14 protein-coding genes are annotated in these 17,436 nt (G+C 70.9%); 8 read left to right on the plus strand and 6 right to left on the minus strand.

The annotated features are described in order from the left end of the window. The first annotated feature begins 143 nt into the window (after positions 1-143). From FNH24_RS03755 to FNH24_RS03775, 5 genes are all read left to right on the plus strand, one after another. A complete protein-coding gene (locus FNH24_RS03755) occupies positions 144-1,598 on the plus strand; it encodes a glycosyltransferase family 87 protein (protein ID WP_152360815.1) in 1,455 nt (484 codons plus the stop codon). After that, complete coding sequence (locus FNH24_RS03760; RefSeq protein ID WP_152360816.1) at positions 1,591-2,703, plus strand: mannosyltransferase family protein; 1,113 nt, start codon at positions 1,591-1,593, stop codon at positions 2,701-2,703. The genes FNH24_RS03755 and FNH24_RS03760 overlap by 8 nt, the downstream gene beginning before the upstream one ends. Before the next feature lie 214 nt (positions 2,704-2,917). Next, entirely contained in the window at positions 2,918-3,559 is a 642-nt protein-coding gene (locus FNH24_RS03765) for a GAF and ANTAR domain-containing protein (RefSeq protein ID WP_161605970.1), read from the plus strand. An 81-nt stretch (positions 3,560-3,640) separates the two neighbouring features. Next, on the plus strand, positions 3,641-4,354 hold the full coding sequence (locus FNH24_RS03770) for a GAF and ANTAR domain-containing protein (RefSeq protein ID WP_175047859.1): 714 nt from the start codon (positions 3,641-3,643) through the stop codon (positions 4,352-4,354). A gap of 428 nt (positions 4,355-4,782) precedes the next feature. After that, positions 4,783-5,586, plus strand: coding sequence for a tyrosine-protein phosphatase (locus tag FNH24_RS03775; protein WP_152360818.1), 804 nt, complete (start codon positions 4,783-4,785; stop codon positions 5,584-5,586). A 2-nt stretch (positions 5,587-5,588) separates the two neighbouring features. On the opposite strand, the gene FNH24_RS31330 is transcribed toward FNH24_RS03775, so the two are convergent. The 4 genes from FNH24_RS31330 to FNH24_RS03800 all read right to left on the minus strand — a co-directional run bounded on the left by FNH24_RS31330 (position 5,589) and on the right by FNH24_RS03800 (position 8,989). After that, the gene (locus FNH24_RS31330; RefSeq protein WP_161605971.1) at positions 5,589-6,119 is read right to left on the minus strand and encodes a DUF4190 domain-containing protein; all 531 of its coding nucleotides are present in this window, start codon (positions 6,117-6,119) and stop codon (positions 5,589-5,591) included. Between the two features lie 124 nt (positions 6,120-6,243). Then, a complete protein-coding gene (locus FNH24_RS03790; RefSeq protein ID WP_246186738.1) occupies positions 6,244-7,299 on the minus strand; it encodes an alanine racemase in 1,056 nt (351 codons plus the stop codon). Positions 7,300-7,309: 10 nt separating this feature from the next. Next, complete coding sequence (locus FNH24_RS03795; RefSeq protein WP_152360821.1) at positions 7,310-8,428, minus strand: lipid II:glycine glycyltransferase FemX; 1,119 nt, start codon at positions 8,426-8,428, stop codon at positions 7,310-7,312. Positions 8,429-8,539: 111 nt separating this feature from the next. Further along, on the minus strand, positions 8,540-8,989 hold the full coding sequence (locus tag FNH24_RS03800) for a hypothetical protein (RefSeq protein ID WP_152360822.1): 450 nt from the start codon (positions 8,987-8,989) through the stop codon (positions 8,540-8,542). 180 nt (positions 8,990-9,169) lie between these two features. Between FNH24_RS03800 and FNH24_RS03805 the strand changes: the two genes are divergently transcribed. Continuing rightward, the gene (locus FNH24_RS03805) at positions 9,170-9,724 is read left to right on the plus strand and encodes a hypothetical protein (protein ID WP_152360823.1); all 555 of its coding nucleotides are present in this window, start codon (positions 9,170-9,172) and stop codon (positions 9,722-9,724) included. Then, a complete protein-coding gene (locus tag FNH24_RS03810) occupies positions 9,721-12,642 on the plus strand; it encodes a vWA domain-containing protein (protein ID WP_152360824.1) in 2,922 nt (973 codons plus the stop codon). Before FNH24_RS03805 ends, FNH24_RS03810 begins: the two co-directional genes overlap by 4 nt. 91 nt (positions 12,643-12,733) lie before the next feature. Here the strand turns inward: FNH24_RS03810 and FNH24_RS03815 are convergent, their stop codons facing one another. Continuing rightward, positions 12,734-13,180, minus strand: a complete 447-nt coding sequence (locus FNH24_RS03815) for a hypothetical protein (protein ID WP_152360825.1) — start codon at positions 13,178-13,180, stop codon at positions 12,734-12,736. 32 nt (positions 13,181-13,212) lie between these two features. Beyond that, positions 13,213-13,605 (minus strand): helix-turn-helix transcriptional regulator, encoded by a 393-nt coding sequence (locus FNH24_RS03820; protein WP_152360826.1) that lies wholly within the window; start codon positions 13,603-13,605, stop codon positions 13,213-13,215. Positions 13,606-13,860: 255 nt separating this feature from the next. On the opposite strand from FNH24_RS03820, the gene FNH24_RS03825 reads away from it, so the two are divergent. Continuing rightward, positions 13,861-17,436: a tubulin-like doman-containing protein gene (locus FNH24_RS03825; protein WP_161605972.1), complete on the plus strand. Its 3,576-nt coding sequence runs from the start codon at positions 13,861-13,863 to the stop codon at positions 17,434-17,436.

Consider the following 17,436-nt stretch of genomic DNA (forward strand, 5'->3'; position numbering starts at 1 on the left):
CCGATGAACAACGCTCGCATCCGATCGACGATATCCCGGCCGTCGCGGCCGGGAGCGCTGAGTAGAGTCGCCCCGGTGAAGGTCACCCCACGACGTTCCTCTCCACCGCTGCGCGCCCCCGAACGACGCCGCGGGGACTCCGAGTGAGTGTCGACCCCGAACCTCGGGCCCGCCGGCGTCCGGTCGCGGTGCGCGAGCCGTCTGCGGAGGACGGGTTCGTCCGGCTGCTGACCCAGCGACTCGGCGGGCCGATCGGTCGCCGCGCCGCCGCCGGCCGGGCCTGGTGGAGCCCGGTCCGGGTCACGCTGGCGATCGCGACGCTGACGTACCTGATCGGGATGATCTTCCGGATCCCGTGCCGGATCACCGTGTTCGGGCAGGCGCCGGACCACTTCCGGCTGATGTGCTACTCCGACATCGGGCTGCTCTACTCCGGGCGCGGGCTGCTGGCCGGCCTGACCCCGTATCTGGACCGCAGCCCGGACTTCCCGGTGCTGGAGTATCCGGTGCTCACCGGTTGGTTCCTCGAATTCGAGCGGTTGATCACGCACGCGCTCGGCGGGGCCCAGGGGCTGGAGCTGAGCGACCAGCAGCAGGTCAGCTCCACGTTGCTGTTCGTCGACGTGAACCAGGTGCTGCTCGGGTTGCTGTTCCTGGTCGCGGTGTGGGCCCAGTTGCGGACCGTCGAGGGCCGGCCGTGGGACGCGATGATGCTCGCGGCGTCGCCCTGTGTCGCGGCCGCCGCGCAGGTCAACTGGGATCTGCTGGCGGTGGCGCTGACCGCGCTCGGCTGCATGTTCTGGGCCCGGCGCCGACCGGCGCTGGCCGGGCTGCTGATCGGGCTGGCGACCGCGGCGAAGCTCTATCCGGTGCTGCTGCTCGGCCCGCTGATCCTGCTCTGCCTGCGGACCCGCAAACTGAACGCGCTGGCCGCCACCATCGGCGGCTTCTTGATCAGCTGGTCGTTGGTCAATCTGCCGGTCGTGATGCTCGCCCCCGATTCCTGGTTGGCCTTCTGGACCTTCAACTCCGACCGCGGCGGTGATCTCGGCTCGATCTGGTACGTGTTCGAGCTCGCCGGTCAGCGAGTGCCGGCGCTGAACCTGATCAACGCGCTGCTGTTGATCGCCGCCTGTCTCGGCATCGGGTTGTTGATCATGGCGGCGCCGCGCCGGCCGAGATTCGGCGCGGTCGCCTTCCTGGTGGTGGCCGCGTTCCTGATCACCAACAAGGTCTATTCGCCGCAGTACGTGCTCTGGCTGCTGCCGTTCCTGATCTTGGCCCGGCCCCGGTGGCGGGACTGGCTGATCTTCAGCGCGGCCGAGCTGTTCTATTTCGCGGCGATCTGGTGGCACCTGGCCGGTGTGCTGACCCCGGCCGACGGCTCGCCCGACCGGCTCTACTGGCTGGCGGTGATCGTCCGGATCGGCGTCCAGGTCTATCTGTGCGTCCAGGTGGTGATCGACGCGCTGCGCCCGGACCGGGATCTGGTCCGGGCCGACGGGATCGACGATCCGACCGGCGGTGTGCTGGACCGGGCCGCCGACCGCGGCTGGTCGTTGATCCGGCCCGGCCCCCGCGCGCCCACCCATGGCTGAGCGGGTCCGGTCCGGCCGGGCGGTGGTGCAGGCTTGGCTGCTCAGCCGCGGCCTGATCGCGGCCGTCGCGCTGCTGCTGGCGCTGACCCAGGGCCGGACCCTGACCTCGATGCTGAGCAACTGGGACGTCGAGCACTTCGGCCGGCTCGCGGCCGGCGGCTATCTGGCGGCGCCCAACCTGATGGCCTTCTTCCCCGGCCTGCCGGGGCTGCTGTCGGCCGGCCTGGCGCTCGGAGTGCCGGTCCCGATCACCGGCGCGATCCTGTCCGCGATCGGCTCGGCCTGCGCAGCCGTCGCCCTGACCCGGCTGGGGCGCCCGCACGGCGTCGGGAACTGGGCGGCGATCGCCTGGCTGTTTGCGCCGACCGCGGTCTTCACCACCGTCCCGTACACCGAATCCCTGTTCTGTGCCGCCGCCTTCTGGGCCTGGGAACGGGCCCGGTCGGACCGCTGGCTCGCCGCGGCCCTGCTGACCGCGCTGGCCTGCACGCTGCGGGTGTCCGGGCTGTTTCTGATCGGCGCCCTGTTCGTCATGATCATCACCAGCGTCAAGATCGACTGGGCCACCCGGCTGCGCCGCGCCGCGACGCTGCTCATCCCGGCGGCGGTGCTGGCCGGCTTCGTGATCTTCCTCTATCTGCTGACCGGCAGCTGGACGGCCTGGTTCTCGGCGCAGTCCGCCGGCTGGGCCCGTGGCTTCACCTGGCCGTGGGAGTCGTTCCTGAACACCCTGCCGGCGATCCAGCCCGGGGCGTACGCGGATCATCCGGGCTGGGCCGAGGTGTTCCGGTTCGAGATGGCGTCGATGGCGCTCGGCCTGGTGGTCACCGGCTGGTGTCTGTTTCGGCGAATGTGGGCCGAGGCGGCCTGGGTCGGGGTCCAGGTGCTCGCGTTCTCCTTGTCCTACTGGTTCTTCTCGGTGAACCGGGCGGTGCTGCTCTGGTTCCCGCTGTGGATCATGGTGGCCAGTTGGGGCACCTGGCGACCGAAACGTCGGCTGCCGGAGATCGCGCACCGGATCCTGGTCATCACCGCCTTCACCCTGTCGGTGTTGATCATGCTCTGGTGGTCCTGGCTCTACTTCACCGGCCACTGGGCCAGCTGAGCTCTCCCCGAGCTGCCGGCATTCCGGCCCGGTTGCGCGCGGCTCCCTTCCCGCTGCGGCCTCAATGAGGGAGGATCGTCCCGGAGCTGACGGATGCGTTCAGCGAGGTGGGAGCGAGATCTCTGAGTTCGAGGCCAACGGCGCGGCCCGTGACCGGCACGCCCACGCCCGCGAGCTGATCGCTCGCGTCCCGGTCGTCGGCGAGGTCGGGGTGGTGGGCGAGCTGCGTCGCCTCTGCCTGGGACTGACCGCGAGCCTGACCGTGCGCGGGGTGGTGGTCAGTCTGATGTCGGCGAACCAGAGCGGCGGCGTGGCCGCGGCGTCGGACGCCCACTGCCGGGAGTTGGACGAGCTCCAGTTCACCACCGGCGAAGGCCCCTGCCACGACGCGTTCCGCAGCCGCCGACCGATCCTGACCCCGGACCTCGGCACCGAGATCGGGCGGTGGCCCGGCTATGTCTCGGCCGCGACGGACGCCGGCGTCGGCGCGATCTTCGCCTTCCCCCTGTATGTCGGCGCGATCGGGTTCGGCGTGCTGTCCGTGTTCTCCGAGCGGGCCGGGTCGCTGACCGTGGACCAGGTGTCGATGGCGCTGACGTTCGCCGAGATCGCGACCGACCTGCTGCTGGACCAGTCCGGCGGCTCGGATGGACGGATCGATCCGGGGCTCGAGTCCGCCCTCGGTCACCGGGCCGAGATCTACCAGGCCCAGGGCATGGTGAAGGTCGCGCTCGACGTCGACCTCCGCGAGGCGCTGGCCCGGATGCGGGCGTACGCATTCAGCCATGATCAACCACTGATCGACCTGGCGCGGGAAATCATTCGTGATCGCCATCGCCTGGATCGGGGTCTTTGAGGTGAAATTGAGAACAGGACCAATGGGCCGGCGCGGGCGCGACATGCGTCCCGCGATCCGCCCACGAGAAGGGGTAGAGCGATGATTTCCACCGAGCAACTCGCCGACGTCTTCGTCGACGTCGCGGACACGCTGGTGGACGATTTCGATTTGATCGACTTCCTCCACAAGCTGGCCGATCATGCCGCCGCGATCAGCGGTGCGGCTTCGGTCGGCCTGATGCTGGCCGACCACACGGACCAGCTGAGCTTCGTCGCCAGCTCCAGCGCGGCGGCGCAGCATCTGGAGTTGATCCAGCTGCAGAACGACGAGGGCCCGTGCCTGGACTGCTTCCGCAACCGGACGCCGGTGATCGTCAGCGACCTGAGTGCGGCGCTTGAGCGGTGGCCGAAGTTCGCGCCGCTGGCGATGGCGGCCGGACTGAATGCCGTGCATGCCTTTCCGATGCGACTCCGGGATCGGACGATCGGTGCGATGAACATCTTCGGCGCGGTCGCCCAACCGCTCGAGCCGCGAGACGTCCAGGTGATCCAGGCGCTGGCCGACGTCGCCACGATCGCGATCATCCAGGAACGGTCGATCGCGCGCGCCGAGACCCTGACCGAGCAACTCCAGGGCGCCCTGAACAGCCGGATCGTGATCGAGCAGGCCAAGGGATCGATCGCCCAGGCCCTCGGCCTCAGCGTCGATCAAGCGTTCGAGGTGCTCCGGACCCGGGCCCGGCGCAACGAACTGCGACTCACCGACCTCGCCCACCGAGTCGTCACCGGAGCCGTCGACATCGCCGATCTCTGACGACGGTACGGTCACGGCTGACGTACGGAATGTGATCGCGGGAAGCTGTCGCCGGCCGCCTTTTGGAGGTACGGTCAGAGCAGAGATGCAGCTGTCCCAGCCCTCGGCAGCGACCTGATCGTCGCGCTGAGAGGCGGGGTGAATGGCGCATACGTCGTCGGCGGTCGCGAGCGCGACCGATTCGACCCACCCCGATGATCTTCGTACCGGGTTGCCTGTCGAGCACGATCCATCTCGAGGATTCGGACTGACCGGCCGGGCTGCCACGAACTCGAGCGGACCCTACGGCGCCCCCTGATCGGGTCCCGCTTCGAGGCCGGTGGCCGGGTCCTCACAGACCCGGCCACCGAGCTCACCCGCGCCACGGATTCACCGCGCCGACCCGGGACCGTCAGGACGCGGCAACATCCGGGTCATAGGCTTGGTCCGTGAGTCCGAACTGGATTGAGCTCGATGGCCTGGTGAATCTGCGAGACGTCGGTGGCATCGGCACCGTCGACGGGGACAAGATCAAGACCGGGCGGTTGCTCCGCTCGGACAACCTGCAGTCGCTCAGCGACTCCGACATCATCGGCCTGCTCCGGCTCGGCCTGACCGATGTGATCGATCTCCGGTCGACCCTCGAGGTCACCTCCGAGGGTCCGGGCCCGCTGACCGCGCGGGACGAGGTGCGGATCCACCACCACTCGATGTTTCGCGAGGGCGAGCCCGACGTCACCGAGGATCATCCGGACGGTGAGGTCGAGGCGGCGCCGAGCGAGGCGCTGCCGTGGATCGATCTCGAGCCCAGCGTCCGGATCGACGACCGGTCGGCCTCGTTCTACCTGTCCTATCTGGTCGATCGGCCCGACTCGGTGCTGGCCGCGCTCCGCGACATCGCCGAGGCTCCGGGGGCGGCACTGGTGCACTGCGCCGCCGGCAAGGACCGCACCGGCACCATCGTGGCGCTGGCTCTGTCCGTCGCCGGGGCCGATCGGTCCGAGATCATCGCCGACTATGCAGCCAGCACCGAGCGGATCGAAGAGATCGTGAACCGGCTGAAGCAGTCCCCGACCTACGCCGAGAATCTGCGCGGCCGGCCGCTGTCCTCCCATCACACGTTGCCGGAGACGATGCAGGGCGTGCTCGACTATCTCGACCGCGAGCACGGCGGCGTGCTGCCGTACCTGCGCTCGATCGGCTGGACCGACGCCGACACGGAACGGCTGCGGGCCAAACTGCTGGCCGACTGAGGTCAACCGCAGGTGTAGGTGGTGCCGCCCTGCTGGTGGACGCCGGGGCCGAGCTCGGCGCACTTGGCCGCCACGTTGCCGATCGCCACGCCGCCGATGATCCAGCCGATCGTGACCAGGACGCCGATGATCATGCCGATGATCGCCGGAATGTTGGTGACACCGGCGCCGCGCGACTTCACGAACGCGATGATGCTGATCACCAGGCCGACGACGGCGCAGAAGAAGGCCAGGATCAGGCCGACGATGCCGAGGATCTTGCCCGGATCGTTCGCCGGCTGGGGCGGCTGCTGGCCGTACGCCGGTTGGGCGCCCAGCGGATCGACCGGACCGGTGGGCGTCAGACCGGTGGCGACCGGTTCGGCCGGCGGTCCGGACGGGGTCGGCGGCGCCGGATCGACCGGGCCGGTCGGCTCGACCGACGGTTCGGTCGGGATCGGAGCGGGTCCGGTCGGCTCGGTCGGCGGCTGAACCGGCTGGTCCGGCGGCGTGGGTCGGGTCGGATCCGGTTGCGGATCCGGAGGCTGGGTCATGGTGTTCCTTCCCGCAGGTTGACGGCCGGATCAGCCTGGCACAGGAACGCGCGCCACCGTGGGAGGTGGGTTGCGGATCGGGCAGGTGCTGGTCGGGTCGCTCCCGAGCCGACCGTGACGCCGGTCAGTCCTCGATGATCCGGTCGGCGGTGGCCGTGGTCAGCCGGAGCTCGACCGGGACCTCCTCGCCGACCGCCGGCGGGGTCTCCTTCGACGGCAGGAAGACCAGGCTGGACTGCATGTGCGGCGGCTCGAGGAACCAGCGCTTCTTCCCGTTCACCGTGTACGGACTCAGCGCCCGCCCGGCCGCGGCCAGGGAGCCGGTGGCGACCGAGATCGCGCGCTGCCGGACCGAGCTGGCCGGGGTCGGCGCCTCCATCCCGATCCCGTGCGAGGTGCCGCCGGCGATCACCAGGATCCAGCCGTCGGCCCAGACCGGCCGCTGCCGGTAGCCGGTCCGCTGCCCGCGCTTGACCCGGTGCACATCGAGCACGGTCGCGGTCGAGGCGCGGCTGGACGGATCGCCCAGCCAGAGCCGGGTGCCGAGCCGGAGCCGGGTCGGCACCGCCGCCGAGCCGGCGCCGCCGAGCTGCCGGCCGACCGCGATGACGTCCTCCGGCGGCAGGTGGGAGAACCACAGGGTGCCCTGCGCCGCCTCCAGCGCGGCCCGGCCGAGCCGCTCCGCCTCGGCGTAGCGGCCGTCGTCGAGCAGCGGCAGGTGGATGGTCCAGCCCTCGAACCGGACATGCTCCAGGTGCGGCCGGACCCGGCGCAGCTCGTCCGGGAAGATCCCGTGCCGGCACATCGAGGTGAGCACCTCGAGCAGCACCCGCGGATCGGAATTGAGGTCGGTCAGCGCCTCCAGGTCGGCCACCCGGGAGACGGTGGTGATGATCCGCGGATCCTCGGCCAGCTCGGTCGCCAGCTCGTCGCCGGGTCGCCACGGCGTCAAGATCACGATGCTGCCGCCGAACACGTCGCGGACCTCGGCCACCTCGTCGGCGGTGCCGACCGCGATCGTGTCGACCCCGAGAGTGTCGGCTTCGAGCGCGAGCCGCCGCAGCCCGTAGCCGTACCCGTTGCCCTTGGCCACCGGCACCAGGCCGGGCGTCGCACCGGCCACGGTCTGCAGATGCATCCGCCAGCGGGCGGCATCCAGCCGCAGCGTAAGACCCGTCACGGCGAACAGGTTACCTGCGCCGCTTGAGGTACAGGTCGAACGCCTTGTAGAGCACGGGATTGAGCGGCAGATCCCACTCGCCCAGATATTCGACCGCCTCGCCGCCGGTGCCCACCTTGAACTGGATCAGGCCGAGGTGCGGGTCGGCGCTGTCGACGCTCTCGGTGATCCCGCGCAGGTCGTACACCCGGGCGCCGGCGATCATCGCGTCGGTGATCATCCGCCACTGCACCGCGTTGGAGCCGCGGACCTCGCGCTTCGCCGTCGAGCTGGCGCCGTACGAATACCAGGCGTGATCACCGACCCGGACCCAGGTGGTGGCCGCGACCAGATCGCCCTCGTGGTGGGCCAGATAGAGCCGGATCCGGTCCGGGTCCTCGGCCAGCAAGGCGTCGAACATGGTCTTGAAGTAGCTCACCGGCCGCGGCCCGAAATGATCCCGCTTGGCCGTCTCCACGTACAGCTCGTGGAACGCCGGCAGATCGTCCACAGTGCCGCGGGTGACGGTGACGCCGGCCTTGTCGGCCTTCTTGATGTTGCGCCGCCAGAGCTGGTTCATGCCCTTCAGCACCTCGTCGGTGGTGCGGTCGCCGATCGGCAGCTGGAACACGTACTGCGGCTGGCCGGCGGCGAAGCCCTGCTCGTTGTCCGGCGGGTGCCAGCCCAGGCTGCGCAACTGGTTGCGGGTCCGGGTCGCGGCGTGGTTGACCACGTCCGGCATCGCCTGGCTCAGCCGGGCCAGCTTCTCGTCGGCGATCGCCGCCTTGACCGTGTCGGCGTGCCAGCGGCGGGCGACCAGCGGGCAGCCGATCCGGATCCCGAACGCCTTGGCCTTGCGCAGGTGGTCGGCCAGCGGCTTCAGCCAGGCGCCGATGTCGTCGGACTCCCAGTCGATCACCGGCCCCTCGGGCAGATAGGCCAGGTAGCGCTTGATCCGGGGCAGCTGGCGGAACAACACCAGCCCGGCCCCGATCTGCTTGCCGCCCTCGTCGAACCAGCCGAGCGACTCGGCCCGCCACTCCGGTTTGACCTTCGCCCAGGCCGGGGTCTGCAGAAAGCTCACGCTGGGCTGCTCGCGAATGAACGCGACATGCTCCTCGGTCGTGATCGTGCGCACGGTGATGGCCACGGGGAAAGACCATACTGGCGTTTCCGCGCCGACGCCGAACCTCCGAGGCCGGTGGTACGGCCAGTGAGACCGGTGATCCACCGGCCGAAGTGGCTACGCCGCAACCTCCGCTCAGGCGGGCGGCGGCGGTTGCGGGGCCAGGCCGGTGCCGAGCCAGAGGGCGAGCCAGGGCAGGGACAGGGCACAGACCAGCGCGATCACCGCGATGATCAGCGAGACGGTGGACCGAGCGGCGCGGGCGCGGACGACCGCGACCACAGCAACCACCACGGCGGCCAGGGCGCCGACCACGCAGAGCACGGTCAGCGCGACCCAGCGCACGCCGCGGTCGACATCGAAACCGTCGGCGTACGCGGCGGCGCGGGCATAGCCGCCGAGACCGACCAGCAACGACATCCCGATCGCTATCGCCAGCGCGATCCAGCTGAACCGGCGGTTGTCAGGCCCGGCGATCGGCGCATCGACGAAGGGATTGGCTGCGGCCCCGCCTGGCTCCGCCGAGGACGACGCCTCGTCGCCGAAGTCGAAGGGTCGCGGCGATCCGGCCGGGTCGTGACTCATGCGGTGGAGCCTACGACCCCTGGAATTCGACCGCGATCGGTCTGGATCGTCGCGACACGCCGGTCGATCGGGCTCCGGTCCGCAACTGGCGGCGGAATTCCAGGGCCGTATCCAGACGAGAGGCATTTCCGGACTCGGGTAGCTTTTCTCCCCTGAAGCCCGAGAGCTGGAGGTGTCGGAGTGCCTGACCCCGACCCGTGGGATTTCTCCGAGTACGCCGACCCGGACCCACGGCAGTCTCGCCCGCGGTCCGGTGACACCGGCACGGACGGTCCGTTCGGCACGTCCGGGACCTCGACCGGGGGCCAGGGTGGCCGGCCCGGCGACGGCACCGCGGCGGATCCGTTCGCGGCGGGCCGGGATTCCGGTGCCGGGCTGACCGCGGCCGACTGGACCAGCGGGCCGGCCCTGGGCGGGGAGTCGGCCGCGCTGGAGATCGCCCGGCCGCCGCTGCCGTACCTGGGCGCGGCCGCCGGGATCGCCCTGCTCGCGCTGCTGCTCGGCGCGCTGCTCGGCGCGACGCCCGGGATCGCGATCACCGCCTGGGTGCTGGCCGGACCGGTCGCGATCTTCGTCCTGGCGTACTTCATCAAAGCCGACACCACCGAGCGGGCCCGGCCGATCTATGCCGCGCCGAGCTGGCTGCGGCCCGGCTACGTCGCGGTGCTGGTGCTCTGCGGCGTCGCCGTCGTGGTGGCCGCGCTGCGGATCGCGTTCTGGGTGGGCCGGCTGTGACCGCTTCGATTCGCCGCCGCCCGGGCCGGGTCGCCCCCGCTGTCCTCGCCTTCGCCCTCGGGCTGCTGGGCCTGTTGATCCTGCCGCCGACTCCGGCCGCGGCCGAGGAACGGTCGGCGATCGAGGTCTTCGGCGGCTGCCTGTCGGCACAGAAGAAGGGCGACCTGGTGCTGCTGATCGACGAGTCGGCCAGCCTGCGCGACACCGATCCCGACGGCGCCCGGGTCACCGCGGCCGGCTATCTGCTCAACCAGCTGGCCGGTTTCGCCGCCGAGGGCAAGGTCGCGCTGGACGTGACCGTCGCCGGCTTCGCCTCCGACTACGCCGAGGCCGTCGGCTGGACCCGGCTCGGCGGCGACGGCGCGCGGACCCTGGACCAGACGCTGGACAGCTTCCGGGACCGGACCGACGGGTACGAGACCGACTATTGGAACGGGCTGAACGGTGCCCGGCAGCAGCTGGCCGAGCGATCCAAGGCCGACCCGGACCGGTGCCAGGCGATCGTCTGGTTCACCGACGGCACCCTCGACCTGGACCTGCGCCGCAACGCCGAGGACCGGGAGCGGTACGGCGAGCACAAGGCGTACGCCCCGGACCTCGACCTGGACACCGAGGACCGGGTCCGGCAGGCCGAGACCGCCGCCCGCCGCGATCTCTGCCGGGCGGGTGGCCTGGCCGACCAGCTGCGCGGCAACCGGGTCACCCTGTTCGCGATCGGCCTGCGCGGCTCGGATGCGAAGGCGTCCGACTTCGACACGATGCGGGCGATCGCGACCGGCGCCTCCGGCGACGAGAAGTGCGGCAAGATCACCAAGCCGACGCCGGGGGAGTTCACCCTGGCCAGCAACATCGACGACCTGCTGTTCGCACTGGACCGGATGCGGGATCCGTCCCGGGAGCCGACCGAGACCGAGGCCGGCGTCTGCCAGGGCAAGGTCTGCCAGCAGCGGCACAACATCGTGCTGGACAACTCGCTCAGCTCGGTGCACATCCTCGGCTCGGCCAACGTCAACGGGCTGACCGTCGTCCTGGTCCGGCCGGACGGGAAGACGATCACCCTGAAGCGGCTCGATCCGGGCCGGTCGGCCGAGGCGGAGTCCGGCGGCGTCGCGATCGGCTACGCCTGGCAGTCGGCCCGCACCGTCAGCATCGACCTCAAGCGCTCCGGCAACGCCGACTGGACCGGGCAGTGGGCGGTGGTGTTCGTCGACCCGAAGGCCAACTCGCCGAAGGCCCGGTCACGGACCAACATCCATGTCTCCGGCGACGTCTTCCCGGCCTGGCCGGATGCGAAGAAGACGACCCTGCGGGCCGGTGAGCAGGTCAAGGGCGTCACGTTCGGGCTGGCCGACGCCGCCGGCAAGGCGATCAACCCGCGGTCGCTGCTCGGCAGCGCGAAGTTCGGCGCCACCCTGACCGTGCCCGGCGGCCAGGAACTGGTGCTGGCCGACGGCGTCGGCGCCAAGGACATCGCCGCCGCCCGGACCCTGGACCTGACCGACGTCCGGCCGGGGCGGGCCACCCTCCGGCTCAGCGTCGCGGTCACCACGGCCGCGACCACCGACGCCCAGGGCAAGCGGGTCGCCGGCACCCCGTTGGCGCCGCGGGTGATCGACATCCCGGTCGCGATCGGCCCGCCGCTCGGCTTTCCGACCCCGGCGTCCTCGATCAACTTCGGGTCGGCCGAGGGGCCGGCCGATCTGACCGCCGCGCTGCCGGTCAACGGCCCGGGCTGCATCTGGCTCGACGCCGGCAGTAAGCCGGAGATCAACTCCGGGCCGGACACGATCGGTGAGACCAAGATCAGCTCGTCGGCCGACTCGGCCGACAGCTGCGTCCGGATCGCCGAGGGGCAGCAGGCGGAGCTGGCGCTGCGGTTGACCACCGCCGAGGCCGGCAACGGCAGCCTCAACGGCACGATGGCGATCATGGTCGCGCCGGCCGAGGCGCCGGACCGCGCGACCAAGGTCATGATCGACTTCACCGCCGACCTGAGCCGGCCGCTGAACCCGGTCAACTTCGTCGCGGTGCTGCTGGCCGCCCTGATCCTCGGCCCGGGCATCCCGATCGCCCTGCTCTACCTGGGCAAATGGCTGACGGCGACCATCCCGAGCCGGGCCCTGCTGGCCCGCCGGATCCCGATCATGATCACCGCCGGTCCGCCCGGCGGTGCCGGCCGGGTGCTCCGGCTCGAGCGCGGTCAGCCGGAACCGTTGACGTTGACCGAGCGCGACTTCACCGACATGGTCCGGCTGTCCAACTCCGGCTCCCGGACCGCCGCGGCCGAGGGTGCGACGCTGCGCACCTCGATCGGCCGGTCACCGTTCGGGGCCGGGTTCGTGCTGGTCGACTCACCGGGTCTGGTCGGCGCTTCGTCGACCGATCCGGATCCGTACGGGCCGGAGCGCCAGGCCCGGCTGCCGCTGGCCGTCCACAACACCTGGGTGGTGCAGCACGACCCCGCCGGCCCGGCCGATCAGGCGCAGTTGTTGATCTTCATCGGTGCCGACCTGACCGCGGACCGGTTGCGGACCTTGGCCGAGGACATCGACCGCCGGGCCCCGGACCTGGTGCAGCGCCTGCACGCCTCCGGGCCGGCCCAAGACGCTCCGGACTGGTCGGCGGCACACCCGTTCGACGATCCCGACGGGGGCGCGGCCACCGTGGCTCCGTCGCCGTTCCAAGATCAACAACCACCACCCGGTCCGACGGCCATGCCACCGGTGCCCGGCCCCGGTCAAGATAAACCGGCCCGACCGGCCGGTCATGATCAACCGGCGCGACCGGCCGGTCAGGATCAACCACCGCCGCGGCCGGCCGCCGGCACCGAGCCCGGCGCCGAATCCGGTGACCGGCAGGACACCGACTGGTCGTTCGACTTCGATGATCTTGACGAGGGGCCCGGCCGCCGGCCCTGACAGATCTTTTCGTGCCTCGATCGGCACTGTCCGAGCGAGGCACCGACGCGGTGCGCTGCCGATTCAGGTCGTGACGCAGCTACTGGATCGGCTACCGGGTGAAGGTCGAGAGGTCGATGCCGCGGTCGGTGGCGAGGGCCTGGAGCTTCTCCGCGTCGTCGGTCTGGATGCAGACGCAGGCGTGCAGGCCGTCGTCGTCGCGGCGGACGATGTAATAGGCAAAACTGTCGGTGAGTGGCTCGCCATCGGCGTCGTAGAAGAGCCAGCGCACATGGACGACCTTGATCCGGTCGGTCAGCGCGTCGACCGCGAGACATTCGTGGCCGACGGAGGCGAGCCCGAGCTTGCGATAGAGGGGGTAGGACTGTTCGAGTCCTTGAGCCATGGACTCGCGGTCCTCGAGCACGCCGTGGAACCGGTCGTCGATGATCATGCCGGGGGTCGCCCACAGACCCGCGGCGGCTTCGGAATCGAAGGCCGACAGGGTGGCGGCGTACGCGGTCAGGTAGGCCTCGATCTCAGGATCGAATTGATTCATGTCTTCGACCCTAGGAGCGAAGCCCGACACGGCTATGGCGGCGTTAGCCCGGGGAGATCCTCCGGGCCGAGTGCCACGGTGAGTTTGGCGAAGACGCTCTGGGCCGTGGCCGAGCTGTACGGGCCGATGGCGACCAGGGCCGCGAGCAGCGCCGATACCTCACCGGGCGTGAGCCGGACCTGGCAGTCCCGGTCGCGGGACGCGATCCGGTAGCCCCCGTGAGCGCCGGTGACGACCTCGAGCGGGATCCCGGCCTCGCGCAGCCGGACGGTATCCCGCTCGATCGTGCGCGAGCTGACGCCGACGAGCTCGGCCAGCTGGGCTGCTGTCGTCAGCTTCGGGTGCCGGGCTCGCAGCTGCTCGATCACGGCGTGCTGCCGCTCGACCAACGGCAGCAACTGGTGCAGGCGGATCGAGGGGTCCATGGCGATCAGATTGGCACAGGCCGTGAGTCGACCGCCGGTCTGCGCACCGGAGTGCGGCCGGTCGCGTAGCCTCGGGATCGCCAGGCTGGGGGCCGACTCCGGGTCACGCCTGACCGCGCCGCTTTCCCCGGCGTGAAAAACTTGGGGCCCATGCGCCGGGGTCCCCGCGGAGTTGTTCGGGGGAGCGCAGCGGAGGAGAAGATCTCCGTGGGGGTGGTTCCGTGGGGTGGTTGGCACGAGAGGGGCGCGATCGGCGTGAGACGGTTTCTGGTGGTGGGCTGTGGCGGCTCGGGCGGCGCGACGCTGGCCTACCTGATGGACCAACTGGCCTCCGACCTGGCCGCGATCGATCGGCGGCTCGCGCTGCCGGCGGGCTGGCAGTTCGTGCACCTGGACGTGCCGTCCGGCCCCGAGCCCGGCCCGGACGGGCTGGGCAACGTGCCGCAGCAGGGCGGCCGCTACCTCGGCCTCGGACCCAAGGGTGGCTCGTACTCCGACCTCGACTACGCCGTATCGCAGAAACTGCTCGGCGCCCGCACCCTCGACGCGGTGGCCGGCTGGGCGCCGCGGCAGCCGCAGTCGGTCGCCACCCCGATCGACGTCGGCGCCGGGCAATACCGTTCGATCGGCCGGATGATCACGCTGGCCCGCGCCGGCGAGGTGCACCAGGGCCTGCAGTCGGCCTGGGATCAGCTGGCCCGGGTGGAGACGATCACCGAGATGGGTCACCTGGCTCAGACGGTCGGCTCCACGTTCAACGCCAACGAGACCCCGATCGTGCTGGTCGTGACCTCGATGGCCGGCGGCTCCGGAGCCTCGATGGCGCTGGACGTGTGCCGGCTGCTGACCCTGATCCCCGGCGTCAATCCGAAGCTGACCGCGGTCTTCATGGTCGCGCCGGACATCTTCGACTCGCTGCCGCCGTCCGCCCGCAGCGGGGTCCGGGCCAACGCCCTGGCCATGCTCGGTGAGATCGTCGCCGGCCAGACCGGCGCCGCCCGTCGGCACGACGTGGAGATCCTGTCCGGCCTCGGGTACGGCGACGGGCAGGGCACCGAGATCCCGTTCGCCCGGGTCTTCCCGATCGGGCGGTTCATCGGGTCACAGCGGACGATGTTCGGCGACGGGTCGCCGAAGGCGATCTATCGCGGCCTGGCCCGGGGCCTGGGCGGGATGATGATCAGCGAGGTGGCCAGCACCCAGTTCGTCTCGTTCGATCTCGGCAACACCGGCTCCGTGCCGCCGGACAGCGACTATCTCGCCTGGGGTGCGCAGCTCGATCCCATTCCGTGGGGGTCGTACGGGTTCGCCAGCCTGAGCATGGGCCGGGAACGCTACGCCGAGTACGCCGCGCAGCGGGTCGCCCGCGGCAGCGTCGACCGGCTGCTCGACGGCCACCTGCAGGCCGGCAATTCCGCCTCCGGCACCGAGCAGGTCAAGGCGCTGGTGGACAGCCAGTGGGCCCGGATCTGCGCCCGGCTGCAGTTGCCGGCCGGGATCGGCTCCGGGCAACAGGCCGGCGCCGAGCTGGGCAGCTGGATGACCACCGTCGCGCTGCCGCGGGCCGACGCCGACGCGGCCGCCCGGCGGGTGGTGGACGCCGAATACGTACCGCATCTGCCGTCGCCCGGCGGGCAGCAGGCCCGGCAGTGGTTGGAGGCCGTGCAGCAGCGCTCCCGGTCCCGCGGGCATGCGCTGGCCGAGGCCGCCGGCAAGGCCGCCTACGACTGGGCCTTCGCCTGGCAGCAAGGTCTGTTGGAGCGGCTGACCGGCGTGCTGACCGAGGGGATCAGCCGGCTCGGGCTGCCGTACGCGGCCGCCGTGCTGGAACGCCTCGACGCGCACCTGCGCGGCGTCGTCATCCCCGGCACCGAGGCGCTCGGCCGCACCGATCCGGGGAGCCTTTCGGAGCTGCCGACCGAGTTGCAGCAGGCGGTGGCCGCGATCAAGGGCGCCATCACCGGCGGCGACACGCTGGTCGAGCGGCTGGTCGACGGGGTCCGGATCAAGGTCCGCACCCAGCTCTACACCCGCGCCTCGGCTCTGACCGCCGACGCTCTGGCCACCTTCATCCCCGACGTGCTGACGCCCTTGATCGAGGCGATCCGGGAGTCGCAGCGGGTGCTGGAGCAGGCCCGTGGCTCGCAGGTGAAGCACGACGGGCTGGCCCGGTTGGCCACCGATCAGTACGCGGCCTGGCCGTCCGATGCCGACGTGCGGGTGCCGAGCCGGTTCGACGAGGCCGGCAACGAGGTGCTGCTCACCCCGGCCCGCGACTTCGCCGCGCAGTACGCCGCTGATCTTGGTCGGGCCGTGCCGGTCGACGAGGCCGGCAACGTCCCGGCGCAGTTGGTGCCGACCCAGGTGATCGAGGGGATCTGGGAGACCACCGGCGGCGAGCGGCCGCCCGCCCTGGATCCCCGTCAGCACAACCTGATCGAGCAGACGGCGCCGTGGCGGTCCCGGGTGTTCCCGACCAACCCGGCCACCGGCGACGCGCTGATCCCGAGCCGGGCCCGGTTCGCCGTGCACGTGAAGCCGGCCGAGGTGCTGGAGCGGTCGCGGGCGTTCGTGGCTCGCTCCGAGCAGTCGTTCCAGCGGTTCTGCGCCGTCTCGCTGCGCGACTTCATCAACGGCCCCGAGGTCGCCGAATCCGAACGAGCGCAGCGGATCCGCGACATCACGACCAAGTTCACCGAGGCGCTGTCACTGGCCATGCCCTTGATCGGCGTCGATGATCAAGTGGTGCAACTGCTGCACGGCGGCCAGGGCGTGGAGTATCGCTACAAGTTCTCCGACGTGCCGTTCGCCGAGTTGCCGATCGCCGATGATCTGATGCGGATCCTGGTCGACAATCCGAGCATCGACGCCTCCAGCCGGGACAATCTCGGCGCCGCGCTGACCGATCAGGGCAACCCGCGGCGGATCGACATCTTCGGCTCCTATCCCTTGTATTCGCCGCTGGCCTTCTCCTCGGTGCTGCGGCCGATCGCCGAGCAGTGGGGCGCGACCACGGCGCAGGGGCGGGACGCGTTCTGGAGTCATCGTCGCTCCCGGCCGCTCGATGCGGCGCTGCCGATGGCCGATGTCGAGCGGCGCACCATGGTCGCCGGCTGGTATCTCGGGCAGATCGTCGGCGAGTTGATCATCCCGCCGTCGCCGTACCAGGTCGGGGTGAAGATCCTTGATCGGCAGAACGGGGAGTGGGTCGAGTTCCCGTATCCGATGCTGACGCCGCCGCAGCAGTTCGTCGCGCCCTACGACTGGCTGCCGGCCGTGCTCGAGTCGCAACTGCTGGCGATCGCCCGGGTGCACGAGTCGCCGGTGCTGTCCTCGCTCCGGCCGTACCGGCTGCTGCGTTCCTTGTACGACAGCAATCCGCTGCGTCCGGCCGGCGGCATCGTGCCGCTCTCCGGCCGGGAGCGGCTGGCCGAGTGGATCCGCGGTGACGGCGACCTGACGTCGCGGGTCGCGGTCCTGGCCGAGGCGACGACGCCGGAGGAGCGCCGGGACCGGGCCAAGGAATGGCTGAACGGCCCCAAGGGTCCGGGCACGCTGGCCTCGGTGCACTTCATGCCGGCCGGCGAGGACGGCGCCCCCGGTGGCGGCTCCTTCTCCATGATCACCAGTCGTGATCAAGCCAGTCAGACTCCGGTCTTCCGTGATCTTGCTCCGGACATCCACTGGGCCGCGCGTCAGTTGACCCGGTTGATCGACGACGCGTACGAGCTCGCCGTCGCGGCCCCGGACGCGGCGCGCGGCGGCCGGGACGGGCAACCCGGCCCGGCACCGCGGACCAAGATCGAACTGCCCGAGGGCGGGGTGTACTGA

This window comes from Microlunatus speluncae, from assembly GCF_009299835.1.
GTDB classification, from domain to species: domain Bacteria; phylum Actinomycetota; class Actinomycetes; order Propionibacteriales; family Propionibacteriaceae; genus Microlunatus; species Microlunatus speluncae.